Source organism: Aeromonas sp. 1805, from assembly GCF_013085525.1.
Lineage (GTDB): Bacteria > Pseudomonadota > Gammaproteobacteria > Enterobacterales > Aeromonadaceae > Aeromonas > Aeromonas hydrophila.
This window is the reverse complement of the sequence record NZ_CP038515.1, coordinates 4087688-4102384: the sequence shown is the minus strand read 5'-3', so window position 1 is coordinate 4102384 and position 14697 is coordinate 4087688. Positions and strand designations below refer to the sequence as shown.

Below are 14697 nucleotides of genomic sequence, written 5' to 3'. Positions count from 1 at the left end.
ATTATATCGCCGTAATGTGGCCAAAAGGCCCTGAAAATCACCCGCGAACAGGGCAAGGGACTAGGCCCTGTTACCGCTCTTGGGGTAACATGCGCGCCCATACGGACAATGAAAAATTGGCCATCCGGACAATGAAAGAAGAGAACACCATGCTACAGATTGGCAAGATGAACACCCTTACCGTAGTCGAACTCGAAGAGCGCGGCGCCTGGCTTGCGGCCGACGAATATGGCGAGCTGCTGCTGCCCAAACGCCAACTGCCGGAAGGGGTGGCCGAGGGCAGTGAGGTCAAGGTCTTCCTCTATCTGGATGCCGACTGCGAGCCGGTGATCACCACCGACAAGCCGTTTGCCATGGTGGACGACATCGTCGGCCTCAAGGTGGTCAATGCCAACAAGATCGGCGCCTTCCTCGACTGGGGCATGAAAAAAGATCTGTTCGTGCCGACCCGTGAGCAGAACAAGCCGATGCAGGTGGGCCACGTCTATCTGGTGCGGCTGATGCTCGATCACGAGGGGCGCATGGTAGGCACCAGCCGCCTCGAGCGCTTCCTGCGCACCGACAAGCCCCCCTTCAAGGCGGGTGACGAAGTGACTGCCCTGCCCGGTGAGCGCACGCCACTCGGCATCAAGGCCATCGTCAACGGCGAATACGCCGGCATGCTGTTCAAGAACGAGGTGTTTGGCCGGGTGACCACGGGCCGGCCACTGACCGCCTGGGTCAAGCAGGTGCGTGACGACGGCAAGCTGGACCTGACCCTGCAAAAGCCGGGCATGGCGCGGATGGACGATGCCGGCGAGCTGATCCTGGCCCGTCTCAAGAAGCTGGGCGGCAGCCTGGCGGTGGGTGACAAGAGCGAACCCGAGCTCATCTACAAGCTGCTCGGCATGAGCAAGGGCACCTTCAAGAAGGCCATCGGCGGCCTCTACAAGCAAGGCAAGATTGTGCTCGAGGACAACTGCATCACGCTCGTGGCTGCTGATAGCACGCCGGATGGCGAATAAGTGCCGAGCCCCTGCATTGGCCATTGTCAGGCGAAGGACGGCCTTTGTCTCGGCTGTGGCCGTACCCTGACCGAGATAGGTCGCTGGTCCGCCATGGACAGTGATGCCCAGCTGGCGGTGATGGCGCAGCTGGACGGTTCAACCAGCACCCATCGCTGCCCCGGCTGCGGTGAACCGGCCTTCTGCGCCGTGTCAGCCGGCGCGCCCATCGCCGAGTGCTGGTGCAGCCAGTTGCCGGCCCTGCCCATGGGGGAGGCCAGCGCCTGCTGGTGCCGCCGCTGTCTGGTCAAGGCCATTGCGGCCCGCCCCTGAAGGGCTTTGCAGAAAAGAGAAAGGCGCCGAGGGCGCCTTTTTCATGCCTGTTGCTGGCGGTGCCAGCGCACGTGGACATCGTGCTCATTGAGATGGCGGGGCAGCAGGAAGGTGGCAAAAATCACCTCAAACTCCTCCTGATGATCCAGCAAGCCGACCCACACCTCGACCCAGCGCTCCATGTCGACCGGCACACCGAGTTCGGCTGACCAGTCGGCGTTGGGCAGGGTCGCCTCGACGGCGCCACGCTGTTCGAACTCCAGGGTGATGTCGACGATTTGTTCGGGGGCCAGCATGTCTGCGGCCTGCTCAAGAAACTGATCATAGGCCCATTCGACCAGTTGATCCGGGGTACGCTGTTCCATGAAATCACTCCAGATACATCGAGGTTCGCTACTGTAGCAATTATTGGCGGTGGCGGCCAGACCAGTGGCCATGGTGCGCCGGGTCTGGGCAAGGGCGCCGGCAAAGGGGTATGGTTGAAGGGGGAATGGCCAAGGGAGAGGTGCCATGAAACGACGGACAAGGCGACAGCAGATCAAACGGCGGCGAGAGGCCTGGTGGTGGCACTATCTGCCGCTGCATCGGGGCACCGTCGGCGGCCATCTGGGCCCGCCGGCAGACGATCCGGCCGCCAGTAGTTGAGCCTTGGCGGCCGGCTCGTCAATCGGCCTGATGCACCTTGTTGAGGGTGATCTGACCCAGCTGGCCCATCTGACGGCGGATCCAGGCCGAGCGCTGCTGGACGTAGGGTGAAGGAGGCTTGACCCGGTAGCGCCAGGGATTGGGCAGGGCGGCGGCCAGCAGGGAGGCCTCGTAGCGGGTCAGGCGGGTGGCCGGTTTGCCGAAGTAGTGTCTGGCTGCGGCCTCGGCGCCGTAGATGCCGGGCCCGAACTCCACGATATTCAGGTACATCTCGAGGATGCGGGACTTGTCCCAGCCCAGCTCCATCAGCAGGGTGAACCAGGCCTCGATCCCCTTGCGCAGGAAGCTGCGATCGCTCCACATGAAGAGGTTCTTGGCGGTCTGCTGGCTGAGGGTGCTGGCGCCGCGCACCCGCTCGCTGTGCTGATTGTGCTTGAGCGCCGAGCTGATGGCATCCATGTCGAAGCCGTTGTGCTCGGCAAAGCGTTGATCTTCGGCGGCGATCACCGCCAGTTGCAGCTCGCGGGAGATCTGCTCGAGCGGTACCCAGTCGTGCTTCACCTCGGCCACCTTGGCCGGTGGAAACAGCGCCCGCTCGAGGCGCCAGGTCCACATGGGCGGATCGATGAAGCGCAGCAATGCCACCGAGACGATGGTGCTGAGCAGTGCCGCCAGCAGCAGTTTGCCGAGCCCGCTCAGCAGGCGTCTGGCGAGGGCGGGACGCACGGGGTCGGGCTCCGGTTCTGGCTCCCAGACGTAGTGGCTGGGATCATCGGGATCCGGAATTATTGGGGCAGCCATTCGATGTGGCAGAACTTCTCGTCAACACGGCGGGAGAGCAGCATGCGGGCGAACAGGTGCTCGTACTCTTCCTGTTCGTTGCCAAGCCCGATCCAGACTTCGGCATAGTCGGCGTCGCTGACTTCGAACCCGACATCCGCTTCCCAGTCATCGGCCGGATCGGTTTCCGCCAGCAGGCCGCGATCGTTGAACTCCTGATTGAAGCGGGCAATCTCCTGCTCCGGCAGGTTGTCGGAGGCCAGCTCCATGAAGAGTTCCAGAGCGGTGTCGAGCAGTTCCTCGACGCTGTGCATTTCGTCATTCAAAGACATAAGCGGTCTGTTCCAGCTGAAAATAAAAAAACCGTCGGCAAGGCCGGCCGGTGGCGCGCGGTATTCTAGCTGGCCCCTGCTTGCTTGGCGAGTACGGCTGGCGGTGCCGTGGCAATAAAAAACCGGATCCTGGCACAGGATCCGGTCTTCATTGGGGGAAGGGGTCACGCATAGGGCGTCAGCTCATCCCTTCTTGTCATCGGCGAAGGTGATGTTGAGCTCCAGCACGGACAACTCATCACTCTTCTTGTCCAGCTGGACCGTGATCTTGTCAGGGTCGATCTGCACATATTTACGGATCACGTCGAGGATATCCTGCTTGAGCTGGGGCAGGTAATCCGGCCCCCCTCTGGATGAACGCTCGTGAGCCACGATGATCTGCAACCGCTCTTTGGCCAGTTGTGCGGTGCTCTGTTTCTTGTTGGAACGAAAATAATCCAATAATGACATGCTTAACTCCCGAACAGTCGGCTAAAGAAGCCCTTCTTTTCTTCTTCCAGAAAACGAAAATCCTTGGTGTCGCCCAGCAGACGGGCAACGGCATCCTCATAGGCCTGACCGGCATCGGACTCCTTGTCCAGGATGACGGGCTCCCCCGAGTTGGAGGCACGCAGCACCGCCTGGGACTCCGGGATCACCCCGAGCAGTTTGATGGCCAGGATCTCCTGCACGTCCTGCACGCTCAGCATGTCGCCACGGTTGACGCGAGTCGGGCAGTAGCGGGTGAGCAGCAGGTGTTCCTTGATCGGGTCTTCGCCACGCTCGGCGCGGCGGGACTTGGAGGCCAGGATGCCGAGGATGCGGTCCGAGTCGCGCACCGACGAGACTTCCGGGTTGGTGGTGACGATGGCCTCGTCGGCGAAGTAGAGCGCCATCAGGGCACCCGCTTCGATCCCCGCCGGGGAGTCGCAGACGATGTAGTCGAACTTCATCTCGGTCAGCTGATCCAGGATCTTCTCGACCCCTTCACGGGTGAGGGCGTCCTTGTCCCGGGTCTGGGAGGCGGGCAGGATGAACAGATTTTCGCAGCGCTTGTCCTTGATGAGGGCCTGGTTGAGGTTGGCCTCGCCATTGATGACGTTGACGAAGTCATACACCACGCGCCGTTCGCAGCCCATGATGAGGTCCAGATTTCTCAGACCAATGTCAAAATCGATGACCACGGTCTTGTGGCCACGCTGAGCTAAACCGGTACTCAGGGCCGCGCTGGTTGTGGTCTTGCCAACGCCACCTTTACCCGATGTAACGACTATGATTCGCGCCATTCTCGCTTCCTTGTAACTCTATTTGATACGGTCTATACGGAGTTGTTCGTTATCCAGCCGGACATGAACCGGCTGCTGGATGAGGCCGGCCGGCAATGCATCGCTCAGCTGGAATGTGCCTGCGATGGAGAGCAGCTCGGCCTGCAATTGCTGGCAATAGATCCGTGCCTGGGGTTGCCCTTGGCACCGGCAATGGCCCTGCCGCGCAGAGTGCCATAAATATGAATACTGTCGTCGGCGATCACTTCGGCGCCCGGACTGACCGAGCCCAGCACCACCAGCGAGGTGCCGGCGGCATAGAGCTGCTGACCGGATCGCACCGGGCCCACATGTACCTTGCTCGCTATCAGCGGAGCCGGCACGGCTTTCACCTCGACGATGGGGGCCGGGGCTGGAGCCGGCTCTGGCTGGGGTTGCGGCTCGGCTTTGCGGCTCTTGCCGGAGGCCATCACCGCCAGTCCGGCCGCCTTGGCCGCTGTCTTCATCGCCTCGCTCTGGGCCCCCGTGATCCCGACCAGCACGAAGTCTTCCGATTCCACCAGCTCCTTGAGCTGTTCGAAGTCGGGGATATCGGTGAGCCGTTCCACATTGATGACGAGGGGGGCACAATTAAAAAACTGGGGCGCCTGAGCCACTTTGGCCGCCAGCAACTGGCGGATCCGCTCAGGTTTGCCATCGCTGATATGCAACACAGAAATAGTGAAGGTGGTCCCTTTCAATTCGTTATCGCGCTCAACCATGAATCTTCCCCGAGACAGAGACGGTAATCCGTTATTGTTATTCAATTCCCGATGTTATAGTTTGCCATCCTCAGAGGCAATAAACCGGTTGGATTATATCAATTTCCATGTTGTGTGCAGTCTATAAAAGTCGCAAAAAAGCCGAGACCTATCTTTTTGTTGAAAGAAGAGAGGATTTTTCCCGCGTACCCGAGGTGCTGATGAGTGCATTTGGCCGTCCCGAACTGGTATTGATGACCAAACTGGACCCAGCCAAGCCCTTGGGGATCGCCTCCACCAGCCGGGTGATGGAGGCGCTGCAGAGCCAGGGCTTCTATCTGCAGGTGCCACCGCCACCGGAAAACCTGCTGGAACAACACAAGGCCCAATTAAAGGCCGAGCGGGAATGAAGGGTCGGCTGGCTCTGTTGTTGATAAGCGGGATTGTCAGTTACCCGCTGCAGGCCAGCCCCGATTTTGAACATTATGTGACGGGTCTCAAACAAGAGGCCCTGGCCGCCGGGATCTCGCCAGCGACGGTCACCGCCGCCTTCGCCGATATTCACCTGATCGAGGTCGCCATTCGGCACGATAAAAATCAGCCGGAATTTAAACAGACCCTCGCCACTTATATTCCTCGCGCCGTGCCGCAATGGAAAGTCAATCAAGCCAAACGGCTATATCGTCAGTATTTGCCGCTGCTCACAAAAATAGGGGCGGAATATGATGTGCAACCTCGTTTTATTGTTGCCCTGTGGGGCATTGAAACCAATTTCGGCAAATTGACCGGCAAATATCCGCTGGTGTCGTCGCTGGCGACCCTGGCCTGGGAGGGGCGCCGTGAAGCCTTCTTCAAGGGGCAGTTGTTCGACGCCTTGCGCATTCTGGAGCAGCAGAAAATGGCGCCAGCCGATCTCAAGGGATCCTGGGCCGGCGCCATGGGGCAGGTGCAGTTCATGCCCTCGTCCTATCTCAAATATGCGGTCGATCAGGACGGGGACGGCAAGCAGGATCTGTGGGGCAATCTGGCGGATGTGTTTGGTTCGGCAGCCAATTATCTGCATCAGAACGGCTGGCACGGGGATGAAACCTGGGGTCGTCGGGTGAGGGCACCAGCAGGGCTGGATCCTGCGCTGGTCGGGCTGGAGGAGACTCGGGTGCTGTCGGCATGGCAGGCCCTCGGAGTGCGCAAAGCGGATGGAGCAGACTTGCCGCGGGCATCGCTGCAGGCCTCGCTGGTGCAGCCCGATGGGGAGGGTGGGGCTGTCTATCTTGCCTATCCCAATTATCGGGTGCTGCGCGACTGGAATCGCTCCCACTATTTCGTGGTGGCGGTGGGCACCCTGGCCGATCGTATCGTGGAATAATCGATCTCTTTAGCGCCGGATTTGTCCTTAGGGACAAGCCGTCAGCGTGGGAATAACGGTCGGATGCGGCGGACTCGCCGGGTGAAACGGGGCGCAATATCCAAACGACAGGCAATAAAAACGGCGGGAATTCCCGCCGTTTTTATTGTTGCCACGCCGACTTATTCGCAGGCGACTTGCATCACCTTGATGGCCAGGCCACCGCGGGAGGTTTCACGGTACTTGGAGTCCATGTCCTTGCCGGTGATGTACATGGTCTCGATGACCTTGTCCAGCGAGACGCGCGGCTTGGAGGTGCGACGCAGCGCCATGCGGGAGGCGTTGACCGCCTTCATGGCGGCGATGGCGTTGCGCTCGATGCAGGGCACCTGCACCTGACCGGCGACCGGGTCACAGGTCAGACCCAGGTTGTGTTCCATGCCGATCTCGGCGGCTTCACAGACGTGCTCCGGGCTGCCGCCCATCAACTCGGTCAGACCGGCGGCGGCCATGGAGCAGGAGACGCCCACTTCACCCTGACAGCCCACTTCGGCGCCGGAGATGGAGGCGTTCATCTTGTAGAGCATGCCAACGGCGGCGGCGGCCAGGTAGAAACGGGTGTAGTCGTCGCGGCCAACCGGCTGGATGAACTTGTCGTAGTAGGCCAGCACGGCCGGGATGATGCCGGCGGCACCGTTGGTCGGCGCGGTCACCACACGGCCACCGGCCGCGTTCTCTTCACTCACCGCCAGGGCGAACATGTTGACCCAGTCCACGATGTTCATCGGATCGTTGGAGAGGTTCTCGTTGGTGGTCAGCTGACGATAGAGCGGAGCGGCGCGGCGCGGTACGCGCAGCGGGCCGGCGAGGACGCCTTCGGTGCGGCAGCCACGCTCGATCCCTTCACGCATGGTGGTCCAGATCTTGCCGAGCTTCTTGTAGATCTCTTCCGGGGTATTGAAGCACTTCTCGTTCTCCATCATCAGGGCGGAGATGGAGAGGCCGGTCTGGCTGCAGTGGGCGATGAGCTCGGCCGCGCTCTTGAACGGGTAGCTGACGGACATGTCGCCGCTGTCGGCCTTGCCGAAGTTCTCTTCGTCAACGATGAAGCCACCGCCGATGGAGTAGTAGGTCTTGCTGTAGACGGCGGTGTCTTCGATGAAGGCGGTCAGCTTCATGCCGTTTTCATGCAGCGGCAGGGCTTCGTCATGGAACACCATGGCGTCGCGCGGGAAGCTGACGGTGTGGCAGTGCAGGCCGATGGGCAGACGACCGGTCTGCTCGACGCGGGAGATGAACTCGGGGATGCCGTCGATGTCGACATTCTCCGGCAGGTTGCCCGCCAGACCCATGATGATAGCGGTATCGGTGTGGTGACCTTTGCCGGTCCAGGAGAGTGAGCCGTAGACATCGACCTGGATCCGGGTGATGTCACGGATCTTGCCGCCTGCACGCAGTTCATCCACGAACTGTTTGGCTGCTTTCATCGGGCCGACAGTGTGGGAAGAGGAGGGGCCAACACCGATTTTGAAGATATCAAAAACGCTGATCATGTAACAATTACCTCAGGATAGAAGGGGGCGCCATGCCCACTCGCAGAAACGGGGTGATCCATGGGACGAGGGCGTCGTCGCCGAGGTCAATGAACCAGATAACCACAGTGTAACGGCTCAAAGCCCAAAAAAAGTTGAAATAGATCTATTTTTGTTGAATCAGAGCGGGCGAGTATAAAATTTATTTTGATGCTTATCCATTTTGTTAAGCGTTTGCCCATAAAAATACCCGACAATGCCGGGTATTTAGGAACCAAATGGAGCAAGTTACCGATTTTTAACACTCGGTAATGTTAACCGCCAGGCCACCGCGGGCAGTTTCCTTGTATTTGGTCTTCATGTCGTTGCCGGTTTCCCACATGGTCTTGATCACCTTGTCCAGCGACACCTTGTGCTCGCCGGTACCGCGCAGGGCCAGGCGAGCGGCGTTGATCGCCTTGACCGCGCCCATGGCGTTGCGTTCGATGCAGGGCACCTGCACCTGGCCACCCACCGGATCGCAGGTGAGCCCCAGGTTGTGTTCCATGCCTATTTCGGCGGCGTTTTCGACAATCGCCGGGCTGCCGCCCAGGATCTCGGTCAGCGCCCCCGCCGCCATGGAGCAGGCGACGCCCACCTCGCCCTGGCAGCCCACCTCGGCGCCGGAGAGCGATGCGTTCTTCTTGTAGAGGATGCCGATGGCGGCGGCGGCGAGGAAGTAGCTCAGCAGCAGCTCGTCATCCACCTTGCGGACGAAGCGATCGTAATAGTGCAGCACGGCGGGGATGATGCCGGCGGCGCCGTTGGTGGGGGCGGTCACCACCCGGCCGCCGGCGGCGTTCTCCTCGTTGACGGCCAGTGCGAACAGATCCACCCATTCCATCACCATCAGCGGATCCTTGTTGAAATTGGTCTCGCAGCTGAGCTGGCGATAGAGCGCCGGGGCTCGCCGTTTCACCTTGAGGCCGCCGGGCAGCACCCCCTCGCTGCGACAGCCACGCTCTACACAGCCCTGCATGGCCTGCCAAATCTTGCGCAGGCCCGCCTTGATCTCGGCTTCGGTGCGAAACACCTTCTCGTTGGCCAGCATCACGCCGGAGATGGAGAGGCCGCTCTCCTGGCAGTGGGCCAGCAACTGGGCGCCGCTCTCGAACGGGTAGGGAATGGGGTGGGCCGCATCGAAGCGGGCGGCCTCCTCCTTGGCGTTGGCGAAGTGGCTCTCCTCGATGATGAAACCGCCGCCGATGGAGTAGTAGGTCTGGCTAAACAGCAGCTGTTCCCCGGCAAAGGCGCGCAGGGTCATGCCGTTGGAGTGGGCGGGCAGGGTCTTGCGCCGGTTGAAGATGATGGCGCCGCTGCGGGCAAACTGGCTCGGTTGTTCACCCGCCAGCAGCAGCGACTGGCTGCGCTCCACCTCGGTCAAAAAGGCGGGGATGGCTTCGATGTCCACCGACTCGGGTTCAAAGCCGGCCAGTCCCAGGATGATGGCCTTGCCGGTGCCATGGCCCTTGCCGGTCTGGCCGAGCGAGCCGTAGCACTCCACTTCTACCCGTTGGGTGCTGGACAGCACTCCCTGTTGCTTGAGCGCGGTGACAAAGGCGTAGGAGGCGCGCATCGGCCCCACGGTATGAGAAGAAGAGGGACCGATCCCGATGGAAAACAGGTCGAAGACACTGATCATGACACCACTCCGATTATGGGTTTCGTCTAAATATTGTAAATTTTTTGTAGTCGATGGAAAGCGGGAAAACCGAGGGGTGTGATGGCGGCACGCAAATGAAAGCAAGGATGGGCAGCCAAGAGGAGGGCAGCTTGCGCCAAAAAAGAAGGAGCGGCCTGGGGGCAGCTCCTTTGTGCGTGTTCAGGCAAGGGTTGCCGGCGGTTTAATCGAGAAACTCGCACAGATAGGCGGTGGGGGTCTTCACTTCCAGCTTGAAGGAGGAGTGGCCGGCCACGTCGAAGGATTGACCCTGCTCATAGGTGTGCCATTCGTCTTCGTCGGCCAGCTGGATGGTGAGCGCCCCCTTGACCACCGTCATCCGCTCGGGGGCGGCGGTATTGAACTGGTAGTCACCGGCTTCCATCACACCCACGGTTGCTTTGTCGCCTTTTTGCTCGAAACCGATGGATTTTACATTTCCATCAAAATACTCGTTAACTTTCAGCATGTTTTCATCCCTGTATGCACGTTTGCCCAGCCAAAGTAGCACAATCTTTTGCCAGTTGTCATGAATAAAGAGGGGAAAATCGCCGTGAGCCTTTTGAATCTTTACTTTGTTGCAAACTTATCAATAACTCCCGTTAACGATTTGACGATTTAAAACAGCGAATAAATATGAGATAAAGCGCGCGCTCAGGGGAATGGACAGCTGTTCATCCCCTGTTTGGTTGATTGCACTGGGAAAGTGCGAATATTTGCTACTTAAAGGAACATTCTGTGTTAACAAAAGGACTCATTAAGAACGTTGGCTTCCAGGTTGTGGTCGCCATGGTGCTGGGGGCACTGGTAGGGGCGTTCATGGGTGAACAAGCCACCGTGTTTGCACCGCTCGGTACTCTCTTCATCCAGCTGATCAAGATGCTGGTGATCCCGCTGGTGGCGGTGGCCATCCTGTCGGGGGCGGCCAACCTCGGCGCCAGCCCGGCGGCGGGCAAGATTGGCGTCACCACGCTGGCCTTCTTCCTCGGTACCTCGGCGCTGGCGGTACTGCTGGCCCTGGTGATGGGGCAGATCTTCAAGCCCGGTGTCGGGGTCGAGTTCGGCTCCATGGCCTCCATGTTCTCCGGTGACTATGCCGACAAGGGCGCTCTGCCCGATGCGGTCGCCACCCTGCTCGGGATGATCCCGACCAACGTGTTCCAGTCGCTCAACGAAGCCAACATCCTGCAGATCCTGGTGTTCTGCATGTTCCTCGGCATCGCCCTGGCCAAGCAGCCCCGCGAGCGGGCCAAGCCGCTGGTGGACGGCCTCAACACCCTGGTGGATGCCTTCGTCTGGATGATCAACAAGGTGATGCTGATCGCGCCGCTCGGCGTGTTCGGCCTGATGGCCGATGCCATCGGCACCTACGGTTTCGACGTGCTGACCCTGGTGCTCAAGCTGTTCGTGGTCTATCTGGCTGCCATCCTGATCTTCGCCTTCGTGGTCTATCCGCTGCTGATCGTGCTGTTCTCCAACACGCCGGTACGCAAATACCTGTCTGCCATGAAGAAGCCGCAGATCGTCGCCTTCTCCACCGCCTCTTCCATGGCGACCCTGCCGGTCAACATGGAGACCTGCGAGGAGGAGTTGAAGGTGACCAATGCCACGGCCTCTTTCGTGCTGCCGCTGGGCGCCACCATCAACATGAGTGGCAACGCCATCTATTACGGTCTGGTTGCCATCTTCTTCGCCCAGGTCTACCAGATCGATCTCTCCATGGGTGCCTGGGCCGCCATCATAGTGACCGCCACCCTGGGGGCCATCGGCCAGGCCGGCGTACCGGGCCCGAGCTTCCTGGTGGTCGCCGTGCTGCTGGCAGCCGGGATCCCCATCGAGGGGCTGCCGTTGTTGTTTGCGCTGGATCGCCTGTTCGACATGATCCGTACCGCCCTCAACATCACCGGCGATGCGGCCTGCGCCGTCATCGTCGACCGCTACAGCCCGGATTACGATCCGGATCGCTGGAACAAATAATCCAGCTGCAATGAACAAGGGGCCCGCGGGCCCCTTTCTTTATGTTTGTTGCTGTGACCGTCAGCCGAGCTGAGCGAGTGCCTGCTGGCAGCGCTGCTCGGCGGCGTCCAGCTCCAGCAGCACCATCTTGATGTCTTCCAGCTGCTGCTGCAGGGTCTCCCGCTTGTCGGCCACCAGCCCCAGCATGGTCTGCAGCTGGGTACGGCTGCTCTTGTCCGCATCATAGAGATCGAACAGATCGCGGATATCCGCCAGGCTGAAGCCCAGTCGCTTGCCGCGCAGGGTCAGCTTGAGTCGCACTCTGTCCTGCCGACTGTAGATCCGGGTCTGTCCCTGACGGGCAGGATTCAAAAGTCCCTGATCTTCATAAAAACGAATACTTCGGGTCGTAACATCAAATTCACGGGCCAGTTCGCTGATGCTGTAGGTCCGCGTGTCATCCTTGGTTCGGTTCATGGCGCTGTCTTGACTGTCAATCCTGGCTGGCACCTTACCCAAACGTCAACTGCCCCGCAAGTCTTGTTCCTGCGGCGGTGGCAGCATATGTTATTTCAATGTAACAAGGAGAGTGCAATTGATGGATATCGTGATTGTTGCGGCCAAACGTACCCCCATGGGGGCCTTCCAGGGAGCCCTGGCCAACCTGACGGCTCCCGAGCTGGGTGCCTGTGCCATTGCTGCGGCCATGGCAGAAGCGGGGCTCAGGGGAGAGGAGATCGATGAAGCCTATCTGGGCAACGTGCTGAGTGCCGGGGTCGGCCAGGCACCCGCCCGTCAGGCGGTGCTGAAGGCGGGCCTGCCGGACAGCATCCCCTGCACCACGGTCAACAAGGTGTGCGGTTCAGGCATGAAGGCGGTGATGCTGGCGGCCGATGGCTTGCGGCTCGGCGACACGAACGTGGTGATCGCCGGCGGGATGGAGAGCATGAGCCGTGCCCCCTATCTGCTCGACAAAGCGCGCAGCGGTTTTCGGATGGGGCACCAGAGCGTGCTCGATCACATGTTCCTCGACGGACTGCAGGATGCCTACGAAGGGCAGCTGATGGGGCATTATGCCCAGCTGAGCGCCGATCGCGCCGGGTTGACCCGTGCCGACATGGATGCCTTTGCCATCGCATCGCTGGAGCGGGCGCTGGCGGCCCAGCGCAGCGGTGCCTTTGCGGCGGAGCTGGCGCCGGTGATGGCCGCAGATACCTTGCTGCTGGCCGAGGATGAGCAGCCTGCCAAGGCTAGGCCCGAGAAGATCCCCCAGCTCAAGCCTGCCTTCAGCAAGACGGGCACCATCACGGCAGCCAATGCCAGCTCCATCTCGGACGGGGCGGCGGCGCTGATCCTGATGCGTTCCGACACTGCCGCGCAGCTGGGGTTGCCGGTGCTGGCGCGACTGGTGGGTTATCAGAGCCACGCGGCCCTGCCTGCCGAGTTTACCAGCGCGCCGATCGGGGCCATCAAGGGCCTGCTGGCCAAGGTGGGTTGGCGGGTGGAGGAGGTGGATCTGTTCGAGGTCAACGAGGCGTTTGCCATGGTCAGCCTGCTGGCGATGGCCGGTTGCCAGCTGCCTCATGACAAGGTCAACGTGAACGGCGGCGCCTGCGCGCTCGGTCATCCGCTGGGGGCGAGCGGTGCCAGGATCCTGGTGACCCTGATCCATGCCCTGCGCGAACGCGGTCTCACACGCGGGGTGGCCAGTCTGTGTATCGGCGGCGGGGAGGCGACGGCGGTCGCCATCGAGCTGGGTTAATCTGTCTCCGCCATCGCCTGGAGTTGCTGGTTGACCCAGGCGGTGGCGGTCAGATAGAGCTGGCTGACCTTCTCTTCATTGAGCCCGAGCCGGGCCGTTCTGGCCGTGATCCGCTGCCAGTTCGCACTCTCGTAATCCTCGCAAAACGACAGATAGAACCCCAGGTTACCCTTGCGTTCCAGCAGGGCGACCCGGATCTCCTCGATCAGCGGAATGGTGCCGAGCAGCTTGTCCATCGGCTGTTCCATCAACACATCGAGCAGGGAGAAGAGGCCGGTGATGAAGGCCTGCTGGGCTTCCTGGGTTGGCGCATGGGTGTGGGCCAGCAGTTCGCAGAAGCGGGCCCGGATCATCGACATCTGATAGAGCTCGGCACTCTTGCCGTGGCCGGCGCTGGTGGCGGCGACCAGGGTCACGAAGCGTTTGAGCTGGGTGTGGCCGAGATAGACGGCGGCTTGGCGAAAGGAGGAGATGGGGTTGGCGTGGCTCTTGAGGTGGTTGACGTAACGCAGCAGTTTGAGGGACAGGGAGATATCCTGACTCAGCAGTTGCTCGATGCGGTTGAGGTCGGGCTCGGGCTGGTTGACCACGTTGAGCAGTTGCATCACCACCACCTGGGCCGGCTCCATGGTCGCCTGTTTGACCATCTCGGGTCGACTGAAGAAGAAGCCTTGGAACAGGTCGATGCCAAGGCGCTTGACCCGTTCAAACTCCGCCTTGTCTTCTACCTTCTCCGCCAGATAGGTGAGCTTGAGCTGCTGATGCTGCTGGATGAACACCTTGATCTGCAGCAGCGACGTGGCGCGCAGATCGAACTTGATGATGTGGATGTAAGGGAGGAAGCGCTCCCAGTCCGGCGACAGGGTGAAGTCGTCGAGGGCGAGCTGATAGCCCAGTCCGTGCAGCTGTTTCACCTTGGCCAGCAGCGCATCGTCGGGATCGGCATCTTCCAGGATCTCGATCACCACCTTCTCCGGCGGCAGGCACTCGGCCAGCCCTTCCAGCAGCAGCGAATGAGGGAAGTTGATGAAGCAGGGGCGACCGCCAAGCAGCTGATCGATGTTCTGTTGCAGGAACTGTTCGACAACCAGTCTGGCGGTGGCTTGCTGGGAGGAGATGGGGGGAACACGTTATCCAGACTGTCGCGAAACAGCAGCTCATAGGCGTGGGTGTTCAACTCCCGATCCAGGATGGGCTGCCTTGCTACGTATGAATACATGCATCTCTCCAGCGTGTGTACTGGATTGATTTTATTGTGAAGCCGCGCACTATGCCAGCGCTTGGAGGCCAGAAACGGTCAATAACTGGCATAGTGCTTGAGTGAGCGGGCAGGGGATGCCCGCCCG

Annotated in this window: 16 protein-coding genes and 2 pseudogenes; 7 read left to right on the top strand and 11 right to left on the bottom strand. The window is 60.6% G+C overall.

What is annotated here, in order from left to right:
* Positions 1 to 131 precede the first annotated feature (131 nt).
* Together E5E96_RS19125 and E5E96_RS19120 are read left to right on the top strand one after the other, a co-directional pair.
* The gene (locus E5E96_RS19125; protein ID WP_253264664.1) at positions 132 to 1004 is read left to right on the top strand and encodes a S1 RNA-binding domain-containing protein; all 873 of its coding nucleotides are present in this window, start codon (positions 132 to 134) and stop codon (positions 1002 to 1004) included.
* Positions 1005 to 1316, top strand: a complete 312-nt coding sequence (locus E5E96_RS19120; protein WP_024945319.1) for a DUF1289 domain-containing protein — start codon at positions 1005 to 1007, stop codon at positions 1314 to 1316. It abuts the gene before it with no gap.
* 41 nt (positions 1317 to 1357) lie between these two features.
* Here E5E96_RS19120 and E5E96_RS19115 read toward each other — a convergent pair whose 3' ends face one another.
* Positions 1358 to 1681 carry an HI1450 family dsDNA-mimic protein gene (locus tag E5E96_RS19115; protein ID WP_016350838.1) on the bottom strand — a complete coding sequence of 108 codons (324 nt, stop codon included), beginning with the start codon at positions 1679 to 1681 and terminating at the stop codon, positions 1358 to 1360.
* Between the two features lie 145 nt (positions 1682 to 1826).
* Between E5E96_RS19115 and E5E96_RS22780 the strand changes: the two genes are divergently transcribed.
* Entirely contained in the window at positions 1827 to 1961 is a 135-nt protein-coding gene (locus tag E5E96_RS22780) for a hypothetical protein (protein WP_257119698.1), read from the top strand.
* A gap of 18 nt (positions 1962 to 1979) precedes the next feature.
* Here the strand turns inward: E5E96_RS22780 and mtgA are convergent, their stop codons facing one another.
* From mtgA to minC, 5 genes and pseudogenes are all read right to left on the bottom strand, one after another.
* Complete coding sequence (gene mtgA / locus E5E96_RS19110) at positions 1980 to 2687, bottom strand: monofunctional biosynthetic peptidoglycan transglycosylase (protein ID WP_171283258.1); 708 nt, start codon at positions 2685 to 2687, stop codon at positions 1980 to 1982.
* A 59-nt stretch (positions 2688 to 2746) separates the two neighbouring features.
* The gene (locus tag E5E96_RS19105) at positions 2747 to 3073 is read right to left on the bottom strand and encodes an HI1450 family dsDNA-mimic protein (protein WP_016350836.1); all 327 of its coding nucleotides are present in this window, start codon (positions 3071 to 3073) and stop codon (positions 2747 to 2749) included.
* Positions 3074 to 3256: 183 nt separating this feature from the next.
* Positions 3257 to 3523 (bottom strand): cell division topological specificity factor MinE, encoded by a 267-nt coding sequence (minE, locus tag E5E96_RS19100; RefSeq protein WP_011705991.1) that lies wholly within the window; start codon positions 3521 to 3523, stop codon positions 3257 to 3259.
* 2 nt (positions 3524 to 3525) lie between these two features.
* Complete coding sequence (gene minD / locus E5E96_RS19095) at positions 3526 to 4338, bottom strand: septum site-determining protein MinD (protein WP_011705992.1); 813 nt, start codon at positions 4336 to 4338, stop codon at positions 3526 to 3528.
* An 18-nt stretch (positions 4339 to 4356) separates the two neighbouring features.
* Positions 4357 to 5078 (bottom strand): annotated as a pseudogene (minC, locus tag E5E96_RS19090) (septum site-determining protein MinC).
* A 107-nt stretch (positions 5079 to 5185) separates the two neighbouring features.
* Between minC and E5E96_RS19085 the strand changes: the two are divergent.
* Together E5E96_RS19085 and E5E96_RS19080 are read left to right on the top strand one after the other, a co-directional pair.
* Positions 5186 to 5467, top strand: coding sequence for a YcgL domain-containing protein (locus E5E96_RS19085; protein WP_011705994.1), 282 nt, complete (start codon positions 5186 to 5188; stop codon positions 5465 to 5467).
* A complete protein-coding gene (locus tag E5E96_RS19080; RefSeq protein ID WP_171282857.1) occupies positions 5464 to 6423 on the top strand; it encodes a lytic transglycosylase domain-containing protein in 960 nt (319 codons plus the stop codon). Before E5E96_RS19085 ends, E5E96_RS19080 begins: the two co-directional genes overlap by 4 nt.
* Positions 6424 to 6584: 161 nt before the next feature.
* Here the strand turns inward: E5E96_RS19080 and E5E96_RS19075 are convergent, their stop codons facing one another.
* The 3 genes from E5E96_RS19075 to E5E96_RS19065 form a co-directional block, all read right to left on the bottom strand.
* Positions 6585 to 7955, bottom strand: a complete 1371-nt coding sequence (locus E5E96_RS19075) for an L-serine ammonia-lyase (protein ID WP_024945324.1) — start codon at positions 7953 to 7955, stop codon at positions 6585 to 6587.
* A 277-nt stretch (positions 7956 to 8232) separates the two neighbouring features.
* Positions 8233 to 9615, bottom strand: a complete 1383-nt coding sequence (locus E5E96_RS19070) for an L-serine ammonia-lyase (protein WP_102988676.1) — start codon at positions 9613 to 9615, stop codon at positions 8233 to 8235.
* Between the two features lie 202 nt (positions 9616 to 9817).
* On the bottom strand, positions 9818 to 10102 hold the full coding sequence (locus E5E96_RS19065) for a pyrimidine/purine nucleoside phosphorylase (protein ID WP_026080125.1): 285 nt from the start codon (positions 10100 to 10102) through the stop codon (positions 9818 to 9820).
* A gap of 269 nt (positions 10103 to 10371) precedes the next feature.
* On the opposite strand from E5E96_RS19065, the gene E5E96_RS19060 reads away from it, so the two are divergent.
* Entirely contained in the window at positions 10372 to 11610 is a 1239-nt protein-coding gene (locus E5E96_RS19060) for a dicarboxylate/amino acid:cation symporter (RefSeq protein WP_011705999.1), read from the top strand.
* Positions 11611 to 11670: 60 nt separating this feature from the next.
* Here the strand turns inward: E5E96_RS19060 and E5E96_RS19055 are convergent, their stop codons facing one another.
* Positions 11671 to 12066, bottom strand: a complete 396-nt coding sequence (locus E5E96_RS19055) for a MerR family DNA-binding transcriptional regulator (protein WP_016350830.1) — start codon at positions 12064 to 12066, stop codon at positions 11671 to 11673.
* A gap of 121 nt (positions 12067 to 12187) precedes the next feature.
* Here E5E96_RS19055 and E5E96_RS19050 point away from each other — a divergent pair, with 121 nt between their 5' ends.
* Entirely contained in the window at positions 12188 to 13351 is a 1164-nt protein-coding gene (locus tag E5E96_RS19050) for an acetyl-CoA C-acyltransferase (RefSeq protein ID WP_171282856.1), read from the top strand.
* Here E5E96_RS19050 and E5E96_RS19045 read toward each other — a convergent pair.
* Positions 13348 to 14570, bottom strand: a pseudogene (locus E5E96_RS19045) (EAL and HDOD domain-containing protein). The gene E5E96_RS19050 and the pseudogene E5E96_RS19045 sit on opposite strands and share 4 nt — an antisense overlap.
* Between the last annotated feature and the right edge of the window lie 127 nt (positions 14571 to 14697).